Consider the following 16,423-nt stretch of genomic DNA (forward strand, 5'->3'; position numbering starts at 1 on the left):
TTCGACCAGGCGGGGGGAGGGTGATCCGCGTCACTGGACTAGGGTTGACGGTTCGGTCGGGGGAGGTGCGGCAGTGGGGCACGGAAGGTCGCCGAGGGGCCGCCCTAATCGGCGGCAGGAGCCGGAGCTGGGGCGGGTGCCGGTCCGTTTCGGGGAGGCGGAACTGTCGCGGGACCCGGATCGGCCGTCGGGGTGGCTGCTGTCGGTGAACGGCGTCGCGCAGTCCTATGTGGACGTGGAAGACCCGACGCATCTGGAGTTCGACTACGTGCGCCGGATCGGGGACGTGGTGGATCTGGCCCACCCGGAGGGAGAGCCGCTCGACGTGCTGCACATCGGCGGCGGGGCGTGCACGGTAGCGAGGTACGTGGCGGCGACGAGGCGCGGATCGCGACAGCTGGTGATCGAGGCCGACGGCCCGCTGGTGGACCTGGTGCGCGAGCACATGGACCTGAGATCGGTGCCACAGCTGAAGGTCCGGGTCGGCGACGGCCGTCAGGAGACGGCGACGCGCCGGGACGACACGGCCGACCTGGTGGTCGTCGACGCGTTCGAAAGTGCGCTGATGCCGGGCCCGCTGGCGACCCGGGAGTACACGCGCGAGGTACGGAGAGTGCTGCGCCCGCAAGGAACCTACGTGGCGAACCTGGCCGACGGGGGCGGTCTGCACTTCGCCCGACGGTTCGTGGCGACGCTGGGCGAGGTGTTCGAGCACGTGCTGGTGATGGCCGAGCCGGGGGTGTTCCGCGGCCGGCGGTTCGGCAACATCGTGGCGGCCGCCTCGGGGGCCGAGCTGCCGGTGGCGGAGCTGACCCGGCGCACCGCCGGTTCGGCCTTTCCGGCCCGCTGCGTCGCAGGTCAGGAGTTCGCGCGCAACGCGAAGGCCCTGTCCGACGATGAACCGGTCATCCCACCGCAACCGCCGCCGGACGCGCTGGGTCGGAGCTGACCGACCACTTTCACACGTTCGGGGGAGCGTTTCCACCACCCAGACCGAGTAAACACTGCCAGGGTACGTCCGCTCGGACGCTTGTGAGCCGATCCCCGACCAAAGGAGCGAGCCGACCGGCGTGAACGATCACCCGCAGCGAGGTCCCGTCGACGACAGCTGGCGGACGGATCTGGCACGCACCTGGGCGGCGGAGATCGCGAAGACGGTCTTCATCCCCATGTCGCACGCCAAGATCGTGCGACTGCTGGCGCGGATGACGAACACGCTCGCGGACGCCGTGTGCGCGGACCGACCGGACCTGGGCTCGGTCGGCGAGATCGGCACCGCCCTGGTCAACCGGGCCATCTCCGGCAAGGCCACGCTGGCCACCAGCCTCGGCGTGCTCGGCCGAGGCCTGCTGGCCATGCCTGATGCCCCGCCGGACCTGCCGGAACGTGTCGTCACGGTGCTGAGCACGTTCGCCGCCAGCTACGCGGAAGCGCTGCGGGAACGCACCTACATCAGCCAGGAAGCCCTGAAGCGCTCACTGATCAAGGCCAAGCGCGACACGGAGCGCAGCCTCGCCGACAGCGACGCCCGCCTGCGCGCGATCTTCTCCTCCTCGGCCGTGGGCATCGCGATCAGCGAGCCCAGCGGCAAGTTCGCCCAGACCAATGCCGCCCTGACCGAGATTCTCGGCTACGGGCCGCCGGATCTGGCCGGCATGAGCGTGCAGGACCTGGCCCACGAGGACGCCGCCGGCTGGCTGGCGGACAGCATCACCGACCTGCTTTCCGGGCGTAGAGCCAACTTCCGCGAGCGCTGCCGGCTCAGCCACCAGGACGGCGAGTCCGTCTGGGCCTACCTGGCCGTGTCGCTGCTGCGGGACGACCACGACCAGCCGGCCTACCTGGTGACCATGGTCGAGGACGTCACCGAGCTGCACCTGCTGGGCGACCGCCTCGGCCACCAGTCGCTGCACGACATGCTGACCGGGCTGCCCAACCGCCAGTACTTCGTGTCCACGCTGGAGAGCACGCTCGGCCGGTCGCCCGCCGGCGGCCGGATCACGTTGTTCCACTTCGGACTTGACCGGTTCACGGTCGTCAATGACGGCCTCGGTCAGCACGTCGGCGACCAGTTGCTGCGGGCCGTCGGCCAGCGACTGGAGAGCGTGTTCGCCGGCGAGACGGCGATGGTGGCCCGGCTGGGCGGCGACGAGTTCGCGGTCCTGTTGGAGGGCAAGGAGAACACGCCCGGCGTCGGCGAGTACGCGGGGCTGGTGCTGGACGCGTTGGCCGACCCGATGTTCATCGGCGGTGACGGCATCGCCGTCTCGACCTGCATGGGCATCGTGGACCGCATCGGCGCCGGCGCCGATCCGGCCGAGCTGCTGCGGGCCGCCGACATGACCCTGCACCGGGCCAAGCGCCGCGGCGCCGGTCAGTGGGAGCTGTTCGACCCGCAGCAGGACGCCGCCGACCGGGCCCGCTTCCGGCTGGCCGCGACCATTCCCGGCGCGCTGCAGGCCGATCAGCTGGACGTGGTCTACCAGCCGCTGCTGCGTTTCTCCGACGAGACGACGATCGGCATCACGGCTCGGCTGGCCTGGCGGCCGCCGGCCCAGCAGCCGCAGGTGCACTGCGAGGTGCTGGCCCTGGCCCTGGAGACCGGCGTCGTGCTGCCGGTCGGCCGGTGGGTGATCCGCAAGGCCTGCCAACAGGCTGCGGCGTGGTGGCGTCAGCACGGGGCGGCCGCGCCGGCAGTGGTCGTCGACCTGTCCGCCGGCCAGGCCCGCGATCCCGACCTGGTCGGCGTGGTCCGCCGCGAGCTGGACGCCGTCGAGCTGCCGGCCGAGCAGCTCCGGCTCGGGGTGGCGCTCGGCACGGACGCGCAGAACGACGAAATTATCGACAACATCCTGGTGCTGGCCGAAATGGGCGTCTCATCGTCCCTTTTGGACTATGGCACCGAGCATGCCGATCTGTTGCTGCGCGGCGAGTTCACGCTGCGGGCCGTGGTGCTCGACGGCCGCCTCGGCGGCTCGCTGGCCGAGGAGCGCACCGCCGTGATCACTGAGCCGGTGGTGCGCAGCCTCGTCGAGTTCGCTCACAGTCTCGGCCTGCCGGTGGCCGTCACCGGCATCCGGCACGAACAGCACCTGCGCCGGCTGCGTGCCGTCGGCGTGGACGCCGGACAGGGTGAGCCGCTCTCGCCGTCGGTGAGCGCGGACAAGATCAGGCTGGGTCGATAGGGAAAGCGGAGGAGCCATGTCAGGTGCGGTGGACTGGGTGCCGGCCGAGGTCGACATCGATGTTCCCAGCTCGGCCCGGATCTACGACTACGTCCTGGGCGGAGCCCACAACTTCGAGCGCGACCGCATGATCGGCGACCAGCTGGCCCAGGTCGTGCCGGTCCGGGAGATGGCCCGGCTCAACCGTTCCTTCCTGCGCCGGGCCGTGTTGTTCCTCATCGACAGCGGCATCCGCCAGTTCCTCGACATCGGCTCCGGCATTCCCACCGTCGGCAACGTGCACGAGATCGCCCGCGAGGCCGACCCCTCCTGCCGTGTCGTCTACGTCGACTACGAGCCGGTGGCCATCGCCCACAGCCGGCTCATCCTGCGCGACAACCCGCAGGCCGTGATGGTCCAGTCCGACCTCCGCGATCCGGAGCGCATCCTCAACGACCCCGAGACCCGCCGGATGCTGGACTTCACCCAGCCCATCGGCCTGCTCATGGTCGGCGTGCTCCAGTTCGTCGGCGACGCCGACAACCCGCCCGCGGTGATCGCCCGATTCCGCGACGCCCTGCCCTCCGGCAGCTACCTGGCGCTGTCCCACTTCACCCCGGACAACATGGAGGAGGGCATGGCCAAGGCCGTGGATGTCTTCTCCCACAGCGCCGAGCCCATCCACCCCCGCACCCACGCCCAGGTCACCGCCATGTTCGACGGCTTCGACCTGGTCGACCCGGGCGTGGTCTTCACCGCCAACTGGCGTCCGCAGTCCGCCGCCGACCTGGGCGACGACCCCACCCACTCCGGCATCTACGCCGGCGTGGCCCGCAAACCCTGACCGTCACAACGCCTGCGCCGCGGCCGTCATCCGCAGGTTCCGCGTCTCCGGCTCCTGATGCGGGCAGCTGGCACAGGCGGCAAACCCCGCGTGGTCGATGAGGCAGCAGGAAACCCGCCGCACCAACACCTTTCCCTCCAGCTCCACGAATCGGGCCGCCGGCAGCGGCGATCCCATGCCCGCCACCAACCACGACGCCTGCTCCACGCCCTTGGCCGGCGTTCCCAGCTCCCGCCAGGCCCGCAGGAGGGTGTTGGCCACCGCATCCGTCGTGATGGCCCACAACGGCGGCAGCCGAACCCCCGACACCTCGGACAGCGTGGCCAACACCGGGCTCAGCGCCGCCCGCAACGCCCCCGGCAACTCCGCCACCTCGGGCAGCAACCCGCCGGGATAGGCGTTGACGATCCGCCCGTCCGCGTCGACGTGCACGCGAAGTCGTTCCAGGGCCGGATCGGCGGCCAGGTCGATCTCGGCCAGCCGGGTCAACAACGCCGTCAGCACGACGCTGCTGGCGCTGTACCACCACAGGGTGCCGGCGACGCGGTCGTCCTTGGTCGACCAGCGCTGACGGCAGTCGGCCACGAACTGGGCCATGACGTCCGGATCGGTCAACGCCGTCCCGGACAGGACGTCCTGCATCTGCCGCGCCTGTTCGTCGTCGGCCGCGTCGATGGTGATCACCTCCGGCGCGGCGAAATGCCCCGAGGACAGCGGTTGCTCGTCCCCGCGGCAATCGTAGTGGACCACCTTCGCCGGGGTCGCCGGCCGAGGCCGCGCGGCCGGCACGGACGGATCACCGGACGCGGCAACGGATCTGTCGCGCCGACCGAGGCGCCGGAGCTGACCCCCAGCAGAGACGGATCGGCCAAAGCGTTGCGAACCGGTGCCTGAACGGCCACGCCCGTCGCCGACAGGCCCGCCCTAGCAGAACCGGGGGCGCTCGCACCGCCCGGACGCCGGCATCACCCGGGCGGGTGGTCCCGCCGACAGAATGGGCAGCCGGCGTGGAGAGGGTGTCGGTGACCGGCAGTGACACCGGTCCCTACCCGACGCCGGCCTCCATCACCTCGTGGACGCGCCTTGCGGTGCCGTGGCTGGTCTCCTGGCCGACGGGTGGTGCGCGTGGCGAGAGGCCTTCCCCGGCGGTGAAACACCCAGTGACGATGTCAACGTGACCTGGTCGGGGGACGCCCAGGTTGACAGCGGTGCGGTCGCTCGGGAGCATTCGCGCAGGCGAGTCGGGGAGTGAGTGGTGACCCAGCTGCGTCAAGCCGAGGTGGTGCTGCCGGTCGTCGAGTGCGGTCCGGGCGGCCCGGTGTCGGCTCTTGGTGCGATAGGAGCGGTGCCGTGGCCGCGGCGGACGGCCCGACCTCGGGACCCGCGTCCGGTGCGGGCCGTGGTGCTCGAGAACGAGCGGTTGATCGCGACCGTCCTCATCGGACGGGGCGGTCGGCTGCATTCGTTGTGGCACAGACGGGAACACCGTCCGGTGCCGTTCTCCGCGCCCACGTTCCAGCCGGTCAGCGGCGGCCCGGTGTTCGCCGCCCCGGTCGGCGAGGACACGCTGCGGGTGTGGGAGTGGGACGTCTCGCGCGACCTGCCGTACCAGATCGACTTCGTGCTGCCCGAGGGCGAGGCGCTCCGGGTCGACACCAAGGTCCGGGACCCGCGCGGCCACACCGAGTGGGACGAGCTGCCGCCCGGTGACCTGATCGCCGCCGGCTCCGGCTGGGGCGCGCTGGAGCTGACCCGCCTCGGCGTCCGGCTGCCCGGAACGCCGTTCACGGGGCTGGGTCCCGATCAGCGGCCGTGGCTGGAGTTGTTGCGCGGCAACATGACCGCCACCGATCCCGAGCTGCCGCCCGGGCGCAGCCTGGTGTCCGCGCCGTGGCGGCAGATGCTGGAGTCCGCGCCGGAGAACTGGCTGACCGCCTACCACCTCGGCGTCGCCCGGTGGCAGGCAAGGGAAAACGAGGCCGCCATCGCCGCGTGGCGGCGGTCCATCGAACTGGACGTGTCGCCGTGGGCGCTGCGCAACCTGGCGGTCGCGGAGTTCGGCTGCGGTCACGTCCGCGAGGCCGCCGAGCTGCTCACCGCCGCCGCCTGGTCCACGCCCGCGGTGCCGGACCTGTCGGTGGAGGCCGTCGACCTCCTGCTGGCCGCCGGCCAGGCCGACGAGGCCGCCACCTTGCTACGCAGGGTGCCCAGCTAGCGCCGTCGCCCCTGACATGAAGGGACCATTCCTCCACTCCGAGTAGAGGAATGGTCCCTTCCGAACAAAGCGGCGGTGACGGAGCGGAGTGGGTCAGACCGCGAAGGGGGCCAGGGTCAGTCCCGCTTCGAGCAGGCCGGCGCGGACGCGGCGGGCGATCTCCACCGCGCCGGGGGTGTCGCCGTGCACGCACAACGACTGCGGCACAACGGAAACAACCGTGCCGTCGATCGCGGCAACGGTGCCGTCCACCGCCATTCGCCGACAGCGGGCGACAATCGCCTCCACGTCGTGCAGCACCGCCCCGTCCAGCCGCCGTGACACCAGCTCGCCGGACGGCGTGTAGGCGCGGTCGGCGAACGCCTCCCGCACGGGCGTCAACCCGGCGGATTCGGCCTGCCGCAAGGATTCCGAGCCCGGCAGCCCGAGGATCGGCAGCGACGGGTCGTACCGGCGCACGGCGTCCACCACCGCCGCCGCCTGCGCCGCGTTCGTCACGATCGCGTTGTACAGGGCCCCGTGCGGCTTGACGTAGCGGACCCGAGTGCCGGCGATGCGGGCGAAGCCGTCCAGCGCGGCGATCTGGTAGATGACGTCGTTGACCAGCTCGGCCGGGTCGACGTCGATGAAGCGGCGACCGAAGCCGGGCAGGTCCCGGTAGCCGACCTGGGCCCCGATGGCGACGCCGCGCTCGGCCGCCCGGTCGGTGACCCGCCGCAGCACGGTCGGATCGCCGGCGTGGAAGCCGCAGGCGACGTTCGCGCTGGTCACGACGTCGAGCAGGGCGTCGTCGTCGCCGAGCTGCCAGGCCCCGAAACCCTCGCCGAGATCGCTGTTCAAGTCGATGACCGTCATGGCCACCAACCTAGGGCAGCAGCCCATGCCGGCGTGCGGCCACCACCGCGGCCAGCCGCGAATGCACGTCCAGCTTGCGCATGGCGCTGCGCAGGTAGGCCTTGACGGTCTCCGGCCGCACGCCCAGACCGCACGCCACCTCCGCGTTGGTCTGCCCCAGCGCGATTGCCGCCAGCACATCCAGCTCTCGTACCGACAGCGACGGAACCGACGCGTCCGGCGGCGCCCACGAGGCGGCCAGCCGTGCGCAGACCTCGTGCACCCGCTGCCGCAAGGCGTCGTCGGCGACCTCGGACGCCAGCTGCCGCGGTTCGGCGTGGGCGGCCCGGACCTCTTCCCAGCCGCGAGGGACCATCACGTCCTCGACGCGGCTCCGTTGCGCGTCCCGCACCGCGAGCCCCTGCTCCAGATCCCGCGCGGCGTCCCGGGCGGCGGTGAGCACCCGGTCGCCCAGCGGCAACGCCTGCCGCAGCGCCCCGTACAACACGGCCCGCACCACCCGGTTGACCACGACCGGCACGGCCACGATGGACCGCAGCCCCTCGGCCGTCACCGGCAGGTCGTACTGGTGGCTGATGCCGGCGGCGTGCGAATAGTCGGTCACCGCAATCGGCTTGGCCAGGGCCAACGCCTTGCCGCCGAGGCCGTTGCCCCGCGTGACGACCAGGTTGGACAGTGAGTTGGTGCTGGTCCCGATCAGCTCGGTCAGGCGCACGCCGCCCGGCTGCACGACGCCGCCGAAGGCGACCGGCAGCCCGGTGACGGTCCGTATCGTGGCCAGGGCACGGCGCACCTCGACCGCGTCACCCTGCATCGGTCCCCCTTTCCGGGGGTAGCGGACTGCGCCGTCCGGCACCACCATCGCCTGCGTGACCGATACCGCATTCCGGGCGGCCCGCGACCTGCTGCTCGCCCACGGATCAGAATACGCCGTCGCCAGGGACCGTTTCCGCTGGCCAGAGCTCGGCGAGTTCAACTGGGCGCTGGACTGGTTCGACACGATCGCCGCCGGCAACGAGCGTCCGGCGCTGTGGATCGTGGAGCAGGACGGCAGCGAGCGCAAGGTCTCGTTCGCCGAGATGTCGCGGCGGTCGAACCAGGTGGCGAACTGGTTGCGCGGGCACGGGGTGCGCCGCGGCGACCGGGTCATCCTCATGCTCGGCAACCAGGTCGAGCTGTGGGAGACGATCCTGGCGGCCATGAAGCTCGGGGCCGTGCTGATCCCGGCCAGCACCCTGCTCGGTGCCGCTGACCTGCGGGATCGAGTCTCGCGGGGCGAGGCCAAGCATGTCGTCACGGGCCTGCCCGGCAGCTACGCGGACGTGCCGGGCGACTACACCCGGATCGCCGTGGGGGCCGCCGCCGACGGGTGGCTGGACTACGCCGACTCGGTGAACGCGCCGGTGCGGTTCGAGCCCGACGGCGTGACCCGGGCCGTGGACACCCTGCTGCTGTACTTCACCTCCGGCACCACGGCCAAGCCGAAGCTGGTGGAGCACACCCACGCCTCGTACCCGGCCGGGCATCTGTCCACTATGTACTGGATCGGGCTGGAGCCCGGCGACGTGCACCTGAACATCTCCTCGCCGGGCTGGGCGAAACACGCGTGGAGCAACGTGTTCGCGCCCTGGAACGCCGAGGCCACGGTGTTCATCCACAACTACACCCGGTTCGACCCGGCCCGGCTGATGGCCGAGATGGACCGCTGCGGAGTGACGAGCTTCTGCGCGCCGCCGACGGTGTGGCGCATGCTGATCCAGGCCGATCTCACGGCGTTGACCACGCCACCGCGCAAGGTCGTCGGCGCGGGCGAGCCGTTGAACCCCGAGGTGATCGACCAGGTGCGGAAGGCCTGGGGCGTCACGGTTCGTGACGGCTTCGGGCAGACCGAGACGACCGTGATGGTGGCCAACACGCCCGGCCAGCCGATCAAGCCGGGCGCGATGGGCCGGCCGGTGCCCGGCTACGAGGTCGTGCTGGTCGACCCGGCTTCCGGCGAGCTCGGCGACGAGGGGGAGATCTGCATCGACCTGTCGAAGCGGCCCCTGGGCCTGATGGTCGGGTACCACGGCGACGACGAGCGCAACGCCGAGGCGATGCGTGACGGCTACTACCACACCGGCGACGTCGGTTCCCGCGATGTGGACGGCTACATCACCTACGTCGGCCGGGCCGACGACGTCTTCAAGGCCTCGGACTACCGGATCTCGCCGTTCGAGCTGGAGAGCGTGCTGCTGGAGCACGAGGCCGTCGCCGAGGCCGCGGTGGTGCCGTCGCCGGACCCGGTTCGGCTGGCCGTTCCCAAGGCCTACATCGTCCTTACCGCAGGCTGGGCCGCCGACGCGACCACCGCGGAGGCGATCTTCGCGCACTCCCGCGAGCACCTGGCTCCGTACAAGCGGATCCGCCGGCTGGAGTTCGCCGAGCTGCCCAAGACGATCTCCGGCAAGATCCGCCGGGTCGAGCTGCGCGGTGCCGAGCGGGACAAGCACGACGGCGACCAGCGTCCACATGGTGAACACCGCGAGGAGGACTTCCCCGCACTTCGGAACGGCTGAATTCCCACTCTCTAGGATTCGTTGACGCGTCGGTGGGCGCGCTGTTCGGATGGGCCGCGTGACCCTGTCCGTTCCGCGCCCCACCACGTCGGCGCCCGCCGACCTCCGCGTGGTGCCCGCCCGCTATCCGTTGCGGTGGGCCGGCATCGCCGTCGTGCTCGTGCTGCTCGCGCAGTTCGCGCACGGCCTGGCCACCAATCCCGGCTGGGACTGGCCGACCTTCGCCGCCTTCTTCGCCAGCGGCGCCGTGGTCAGCGCCCTCGGCGTGACCCTGCAGCTCACCGCCTACGCCACCGTGCTCGGCTTCGCCGTCGGCGCGGTGCTGGCGGTGATGCGCCTGTCGCACAGTCGGTTCCTGCGGACGGTCGCGTGGGGCTACGTGTGGGCGTTCCGCTCCATCCCGCTGATCGTGCAGATCATCTTCTGGTTCAACGTCTCGTACCTCTATCCCCAGCTGGGGTTCGGCATCCCGTTCGGTCCGGTGTTGTTCACGGTGCCGACCCAGGACCTGTTCTCTCCCTTGGGTGCGGCCGTGATCGGCCTGACCCTGCATCAGGCCGCCTACTCGGCCGAGATCATCCGTTCCGGCGTGCTCGCCGTGGACCCCGGCCAGTTGCAGGCCGCCGCCGCGCTCGGCATTCCCCGCTTCCGCCAGTTCCGGCGAATCGTTCTGCCGCAGGCGATGCGATCGATACTGCCCACCGCCGCCAACGAGGTGATCGGGCTGCTCAAGGGCACGTCGATCGTGTCGGTGGTGGCCATCAACGAGCTCTTCTACCAGGTCCAGGTGATCTACGGCCGCAACGCTCGCGTGGTGGCGCTGCTGATGGTCGCCACCGTCTGGTACGTGGTGCTGACCTCCGTGCTCTCGCTCGTGCAGCACTACGTGGAACGCCACTACGCCAGGGGGTCCCGATGATCGAGATTCGGGATGTGCACAAGAGCTTCGGCGCCCACGAGGTGCTCAAGGGGATCGACCTGGACGTCGCCGCCGGCGAGGTGGCCGTGGTGCTCGGGCCCTCCGGCTCCGGCAAGTCCACGCTGTTGCGCAGCGTCAACCACCTGGAGAAGGTGGACCGCGGGCAGATCCGGGTGGACGGCGAGCTCATCGGCTATCGCCGTCGCGGCAACCGGTTGCACGAGCTCAAGGAACGCGATGTGCTCAAGCAGCGCAGCGCCATCGGCTTCGTGTTCCAGAACTTCAACCTGTTCCCGCATCTGACCGTGCTCGACAACATCGCCGAGGCTCCGGTCGCGAATGGACGGTTGTCCAAGGATCGCGCCCGGGTCAAGGCTTTGGAGCTCCTCGGCCGGGTCGGGCTGGTGGACAAGGCCGACGCCTATCCGCGGCAGCTGTCCGGCGGCCAGCAGCAGCGGGTGGCCATCGCCCGCGCGTTGGCCTTGGACCCCAAGGTGGTGCTGTTCGACGAGCCCACCTCCGCCCTCGATCCGGAGCTGGTCGGCGAGGTGCTGGACGTGATGAGGGATCTCGCCCGCAGCGGCACCACCATGATCGTCGTCACGCACGAGATCGGCTTCGCCCGCGAGGTCGCCGACACCGTCGTGTTCATGGACGACGGCCGCGTGCTCGAACAGGGGCCGCCCTCGCTGGTGCTGGACAGCCCGTCCCACGAGCGCACCAGATCGTTCCTTTCCAAGGTCCTGTAGGAGGAATGCGTTGTACAGCAAGGTATTAGCCCTGGTCCTGGCCGCGGCGACGCTCACCGCCTGCGGTGCCGCGGCGGGGGAGCAGAGCCAGCAGCCGGCGCGGATCACCACCGCCAAGGTCGACAAGATCGCCGCCGAGGTGCCGTCGGCCATCCGCGATCGCGGCGCCCTACAGGTGATCACCAACGCCGGCACCGTGCCCCCGCTGACCTTCTACGACACCGACAACAAGACCCCCATCGGCGTCGAGGTCGACCTGGCCAACCTGGTCGCCGACGTGCTGGGGCTCAGGACCCAGGTCACCGTCGCCTCGTGGGAGAACGTGTTCGTAGGCCTCGACTCCGGCAAGTACGACGCCGGCTTCACCAACATCACCGTCACCGAGGAGCGCAAGCAGAAGTACGACTTCGCCACCTACCGCCTGGACAACGTCTCCTTCGAGGCGCGCAGGGGCGGCAACTGGAAGGTCGCCGGCGCCGCCGACGTCGCCGGCCGGACCATCGCCGTGGCGTCGGGCACCAACCAGGAGAAGCTCCTACTCGACTGGAACGCGCAGAACGTGGCCAAGGGCCTCAAACCCGTTGAGGTCAAGTACTTCCAGAACTCCACCGACTACTACCTGGCCCTGCAGTCCGGGCGCATCGACGCCTACCTCGGGCCCAACCCCACCGCCGCCTACCACGCCAAGTCCTCCGGCCAGACCGAGATCATCGGCACCGTCTCCGGTGCCGGCCCCACCCTCCAGGGCGAGATCGCCGCCACCACCAAGAAGGGCAACGGCTTCGTGCAGGCCCTCGCCGACGCCCTGAACCAGATCATCGCCGACGGCAGCTACCGCAAGGTCCTGGACCGCTGGGGCCTGGCCAACGAAGCCGTGCCGCGCTCCGAGATCAACCCGCCCGGCCTCCCCAAGTCCTGAACCACCACTCCGACCACTCCTCTCGCCCCTCCCGCCGCTGCCGTCCCGACCGCTTTAATGCAGGCATGGTGGAGTTGGTGATCCTGGGGCTGCTCGCCGCCGGCCCGGCGCACGGGTACGAGCTCCGGCTGCGGATTCCCCAGATCACCGGGCATGGCCGGCCGGTGGCGGACGGCACGCTGTACCCGGCGATCAAGCGGCTCACGGCGGCGGGCCTGGTCACCAGGCAGGCCCGGCCGGGGCGGGTGGCGGCGCCCAGGCAGGTGCTGACCCTTACGCCGGCCGGACACCTCGAACTGGTCCGCCGGCTGGCCTCCGTGGACGTCGCGGACGATCCGGCCTGGCTGACGGCGCTGGCCTTCCTGGCCGTGCTGCCCAATGCCGGCGAGCTCCTGCGGCGGCGGCTCGCGGTGCTGGAGTCCCGGGGCCTGCCGGCGGCGGCAGATCCGTACCAGCAGTGCCGGCAAGCGGTCCTGGCCGCCGCGCGCGAGGCGGAACTGGCCTGGTTGCGGGCCCGCGTCGCCTAGCCCGAGCGGGTGATCCCCGCCGTTGGGTTCGCGGTGTGGTGGTGATCGCGTACCGTTGACCTCCGTGTCGGACGAGTCGGTCAGCAACGAGTTCTCGGGCGACAACGCCGGTAATGTCGTTCAGGCGGGCGAGATCGGGTCGGTCACGATCTATCAGGGCGGTGCGCCGCTGATCCCGCGCCAGCTTCCGGCCCGGCTGCCGCATTTCGTGAACCGCGTGGATCTGCTGGCCCGCGCCGAGAGCCTGCTGTCGGCCGATCCCGGTGCGCCGACACGGGTTGCCGTGCTGACGGGCCTGGCCGGCAGCGGAAAGACGCGTGCCGCCGGTGAACTGGCGGGGAGCCGGCCGACGCCTTTTCCCGGCGGCGAGCTGTACGTCGACCTCCGGGGCCGGACCGTCCGCGACGCCCTGAGCGCGTGCGTGCGGAGCTACGGCGTCAAGGACGACCTGATCCCGGAGAGCCTGCCGGAGCTGACCAACCTCTATCGCAGCTGCTCGGCCGGCCGGGCGTCGCTGGTCGTGCTGGACGACGTCACCGAGCCGGCGCAGGTGTATCCCTTCCTGCCCAACGGCTCCGGCAGCGTCGTGCTGGTCACCAGCAACGACCGATTGGCGGAACTGATCGGCCAGCTCGGCGCCGAAGTGCTGGTGGTGGAGCCGTTGAACGCCGAGCACGGCCGTGACCTGCTGGCCAGCATCTGCGGTCCGGACCGCCTGGACGCGGAGCCGGCGGAGACCGCCGAGCTGGTCGCGCTGTGTGAGGGATTGCCGATCGCCTTGCGCACGGCCGGCACGCGTCTGGTGGAGCGGCGGTCGTTGCGTGTCGGCAAGCTCGTGGCCGACATCAAGGCCCGGGGCATCGACTCGGTGTCGGCCCTGTTCTCCGTGGTGTACCAGGATCTTTCCGACGAGACCGCGCAGCTCTACCGGCGGCTGAGCATGCTGCCGGTGGTGGATTTCGGGGAGCAGCTGGCCGAGGAGGCCACGGGCTCGCACGGTTCCCTGGACCGGCTGGTCGCCGTGAACCTGCTGACCGAGCAGGACAACGGCCGCTTTCGCTTCCACAGCCTGGTGTTGCGGCACGCCGAGGAGCAGGCGCTGGCCGGTGAGTCGGCGACCGAGCGCGAAGGTGTTGTGCTGCGGGCGATCCAGTACTACCTGCGGCGGGCGGCCCTGGCCGACCACCAACTTCTCGGCCCCGGTCGGCTGCGCTTCACGCCGGCGCCCGAGCCGCTCGACGATCCCTGGGACGGCGTCGATCCCTACGCCTGGTTGGACGCCGAGCGGACCAACGTGCTCGTGACCGTGCGCGCCGCCTACTCGTTCGGGTGGCACGACGAGGCCTGGCAGCTGGCGGAGAGCCTGACCGCCCTGTATCTGGGGCGGCGGTACCTCTCGGACTGGATCGAGTCCAGCGAGGTGGGCGCCCTCGCCGCGCACAGCGTCGGCAATCGCCGGGTCGAGGCGCGGCTGCGCAGCTTCATGTCGCGGGCGTTGCTGGATCTCGGGTACGTCGACCGGGCGCGGCAGCAAGTGGATCTGGCGCTGCCGTTGGCCGAGGAGTCCGGCGACGGGCGGCTGTTGGCCTCGGTGTGGGAGCTGGTCGGCCGGTTCCGCGACACGACCGGGGATCCGGCGGCCGCAATCACCGCGTACGAACAGGCCATCGCGGAGTTCACCAAGGAACACGACGCGCGCGGTATCGCCTTCGTGACGATGTTCGTGGGCACGGCGCTGCTCGCGCAGGAGCGTTACGGCAAAGCGGAATCCACGCTGCGCCGGGCGATCGAGCTGTGCCGTGCGGTGGGCGACCAGCGGATGGCGGCGCGGGCGGGCATCGGGCTCGGCACCGTCCACATGCGACTGGGACGACTCGACGACGCCCGAACTGAACTGGACAGTTCATTGGCGGCGCTGCTGGCCGGCGGGCATCTGAACTACGTGGTACAGGCTCGGGAAGCGTTGGCCGACCTGGCCGTCCTTCGTGGCGACGACGCGGAGCGGCGGGCCCAGCTGACCGCGGCGCTGAAGATCCAGGAGCAGTTCGGCGGCCCCGAGGCGGAACGGCTACGGACCAAGCTCGGCGAGTGAAATCCGTTGTCCCGCAACGGTGATCTCCTGGGTGAGCGGGCGGCCGGCGGTCACGCAGGCGTAGACGGCCGAAGCCAGCAGCAGGGGATCGAGGGAGCCGGTGACGGCGACCCGACGGCCGTCCCTGATCGCGGCATGGCAGCCGGTGGGGGTGGCGGCCGCGACGACCAAGGCGCCGTACACGGCCAGGTTGCGGGTCGCCCACGCCGCCGGATCGTCCATGATCTCGGCCCTGACCAGCACCGATGCCAACTCGGCCAGGCGCAGGTCCTCCTCGTCCTCGCGGACGGCGAGATGCTGGTCGGCTTCGCGGGTGGTGGCGGCGCGGGGAACACGATCAATGGTCAGCGTGGACGGCCCGGTGAATGAGGCCCGCACGTTGAACGCTGTGACCGGCTCCGAGGCAGGCTCGGCGTCTGGGACGCGGGGGAGCGGCAGATCCTCCGCCGGCTCCAGGTCGAGCTCCCGGTACAGGGCGTCCCGCAGGCGGAGGGTGGACGTGCCGATGTGGGCGAACACCCGGCCGGTCAACGGCGCGAACACCGAAGGATCGTGCTCGGCCATCGCCTGGTCGACCTGTTTGCGCAGGTCACTGCTCGGATCGAGGTGCGGGGCCAGTCGGCCCAGCGAATCGATGGGGGTGCCCTCGACCACCTCGTCGCCGTAGCCGGTCAACAGCAGCGGCTTGCCCAGCGCGGCGGCGTACAGGGAAATCGAGCCGTGGTCGCCGATGACCAGATGGGAGGCGATCAGCGCCGCGTGCCAGCCCCGCTCGGGCGGCAGCAGAAGCAAACCCGCCTTCACTGCGTGGTGCAGCCACCGACGCACGTCCACGTCGTGCTCCACCCACACGTTCGGGTGCACCGCCATGGCCAGCTGGTACCGGTCGGCCGGCAGCGTGCCGAGGAGCCGGGACGCGAGATCACGGGCGCGGCCCAGCTGCGATTCCTGGCCCCAGGTGGAGGACAGGAACACCAGCCGCCGCCCGCCCGTGCCCAGACGGTGCCGGTAGTGCTCGGCCAGCCGGACACTGCCGCGCAGCTGGTCGAAGACGGGGTCGCCGGTGACCACCGTGTGCCCGTCGATCTCCGGGCAGGCGGCCAACAACTGTTCGTGCTGGTCGGGATGGGCCAGCACGACCTTCACCCGGCCGGTGCGCAGCGCCTCGGCCGGCGGCAGGCCGGCCAGCCGAGGCCCCTCGGCCGAGGGCACGATCTTGTTGAAGCCGATGCCGTGCGGCAGCACCAGCACCCGCTGCTCGGCGTGCAGCTCGTGGAAGTCGATGTTCTCGCTGGCCGACACCAGCAGCCCGTAGCGGGTCTCCCGGATCGCCGGCCACGGGATCAGCCGCCGCACGCCGGCCGCACCGAGCACCTCCCGCGCACCTGTACTGAACCGGCTGGTTTCGTTCACCGTGAAGCGGAGCTGCACGCGATCGTCCGCGCCGAAGTACCACATCGTGTCCAGCAGCCGGATCGTCGACGTGGTGGTGCGGCCGGCCAGCACGACCGTGCGCGCGGGCGAGCGCGTCTGCCACCGCGACTCGTCACCACCGGACAATTCCATTGCCCCGCAACACTA

General features: G+C 70.9%; 14 protein-coding genes and 1 pseudogene. 10 read left to right on the forward strand and 5 right to left on the reverse strand.

Annotated elements, in window-relative coordinates; all coding sequences use genetic code 11:
* The first annotated feature begins 136 nt into the window (after positions 1 to 136).
* From AB0M73_RS14765 to AB0M73_RS14775, 3 genes are all read left to right on the forward strand, one after another.
* Positions 137 to 949 (forward strand): fused MFS/spermidine synthase, encoded by an 813-nt coding sequence (locus AB0M73_RS14765; RefSeq protein WP_363891136.1) that lies wholly within the window; start codon positions 137 to 139, stop codon positions 947 to 949.
* 121 nt (positions 950 to 1,070) lie between these two features.
* On the forward strand, positions 1,071 to 3,185 hold the full coding sequence (locus AB0M73_RS14770) for an EAL domain-containing protein (protein ID WP_363891137.1): 2,115 nt from the start codon (positions 1,071 to 1,073) through the stop codon (positions 3,183 to 3,185).
* 16 nt (positions 3,186 to 3,201) lie between these two features.
* On the forward strand, positions 3,202 to 4,008 hold the full coding sequence (locus AB0M73_RS14775; RefSeq protein WP_363891138.1) for an SAM-dependent methyltransferase: 807 nt from the start codon (positions 3,202 to 3,204) through the stop codon (positions 4,006 to 4,008).
* A 3-nt stretch (positions 4,009 to 4,011) separates the two neighbouring features.
* Here the strand turns inward: AB0M73_RS14775 and AB0M73_RS14780 are convergent, their stop codons facing one another.
* Together AB0M73_RS14780 and AB0M73_RS14785 are read right to left on the reverse strand one after the other, a co-directional pair.
* On the reverse strand, positions 4,012 to 4,758 hold the full coding sequence (locus AB0M73_RS14780) for a (2Fe-2S)-binding protein (protein WP_363891139.1): 747 nt from the start codon (positions 4,756 to 4,758) through the stop codon (positions 4,012 to 4,014).
* A 71-nt stretch (positions 4,759 to 4,829) separates the two neighbouring features.
* Positions 4,830 to 4,931, reverse strand: a pseudogene (locus AB0M73_RS14785) (iron chelate uptake ABC transporter family permease subunit); the annotation flags it as partial.
* Positions 4,932 to 5,263: 332 nt separating this feature from the next.
* Here AB0M73_RS14785 and AB0M73_RS14790 point away from each other — a divergent pair.
* Positions 5,264 to 6,223: a hypothetical protein gene (locus AB0M73_RS14790; protein ID WP_363891140.1), complete on the forward strand. Its 960-nt coding sequence runs from the start codon at positions 5,264 to 5,266 to the stop codon at positions 6,221 to 6,223.
* A 93-nt stretch (positions 6,224 to 6,316) separates the two neighbouring features.
* On the opposite strand, the gene AB0M73_RS14795 is transcribed toward AB0M73_RS14790, so the two are convergent.
* Both AB0M73_RS14795 and AB0M73_RS14800 read right to left on the reverse strand, forming a co-directional pair.
* Entirely contained in the window at positions 6,317 to 7,078 is a 762-nt protein-coding gene (locus AB0M73_RS14795) for a 5-oxoprolinase subunit PxpA (protein ID WP_363891141.1), read from the reverse strand.
* 10 nt (positions 7,079 to 7,088) lie between these two features.
* Positions 7,089 to 7,892 carry a LuxR C-terminal-related transcriptional regulator gene (locus AB0M73_RS14800; RefSeq protein ID WP_363891142.1) on the reverse strand — a complete coding sequence of 268 codons (804 nt, stop codon included), beginning with the start codon at positions 7,890 to 7,892 and terminating at the stop codon, positions 7,089 to 7,091.
* A 55-nt stretch (positions 7,893 to 7,947) separates the two neighbouring features.
* Here AB0M73_RS14800 and AB0M73_RS14805 point away from each other — a divergent pair, with 55 nt between their 5' ends.
* From AB0M73_RS14805 to AB0M73_RS14830, 6 genes are all read left to right on the forward strand, one after another.
* A complete protein-coding gene (locus AB0M73_RS14805; RefSeq protein ID WP_363891143.1) occupies positions 7,948 to 9,636 on the forward strand; it encodes an AMP-binding protein in 1,689 nt (562 codons plus the stop codon).
* Between the two features lie 58 nt (positions 9,637 to 9,694).
* Positions 9,695 to 10,555 (forward strand): amino acid ABC transporter permease, encoded by an 861-nt coding sequence (locus tag AB0M73_RS14810; RefSeq protein ID WP_363891144.1) that lies wholly within the window; start codon positions 9,695 to 9,697, stop codon positions 10,553 to 10,555.
* Complete coding sequence (locus tag AB0M73_RS14815) at positions 10,552 to 11,304, forward strand: amino acid ABC transporter ATP-binding protein (protein WP_363891145.1); 753 nt, start codon at positions 10,552 to 10,554, stop codon at positions 11,302 to 11,304. Before AB0M73_RS14810 ends, AB0M73_RS14815 begins: the two co-directional genes overlap by 4 nt.
* 10 nt (positions 11,305 to 11,314) lie before the next feature.
* A complete protein-coding gene (locus AB0M73_RS14820) occupies positions 11,315 to 12,223 on the forward strand; it encodes an ABC transporter substrate-binding protein (RefSeq protein WP_363891146.1) in 909 nt (302 codons plus the stop codon).
* Between the two features lie 65 nt (positions 12,224 to 12,288).
* Complete coding sequence (locus AB0M73_RS14825) at positions 12,289 to 12,750, forward strand: PadR family transcriptional regulator (RefSeq protein WP_363891147.1); 462 nt, start codon at positions 12,289 to 12,291, stop codon at positions 12,748 to 12,750.
* Positions 12,751 to 12,814: 64 nt separating this feature from the next.
* Positions 12,815 to 14,842: an NB-ARC domain-containing protein gene (locus AB0M73_RS14830; protein WP_363891148.1), complete on the forward strand. Its 2,028-nt coding sequence runs from the start codon at positions 12,815 to 12,817 to the stop codon at positions 14,840 to 14,842.
* Here the strand turns inward: AB0M73_RS14830 and AB0M73_RS14835 are convergent.
* Positions 14,819 to 16,408, reverse strand: a complete 1,590-nt coding sequence (locus AB0M73_RS14835; RefSeq protein ID WP_363891149.1) for a hypothetical protein — start codon at positions 16,406 to 16,408, stop codon at positions 14,819 to 14,821. The genes AB0M73_RS14830 and AB0M73_RS14835 overlap by 24 nt on opposite strands.
* Positions 16,409 to 16,423 lie beyond the last annotated feature (15 nt).

It is taken from the genome of Kutzneria sp. NPDC051319, from assembly GCF_040682195.1.
Lineage (GTDB): Bacteria > Actinomycetota > Actinomycetes > Mycobacteriales > Pseudonocardiaceae > Kutzneria.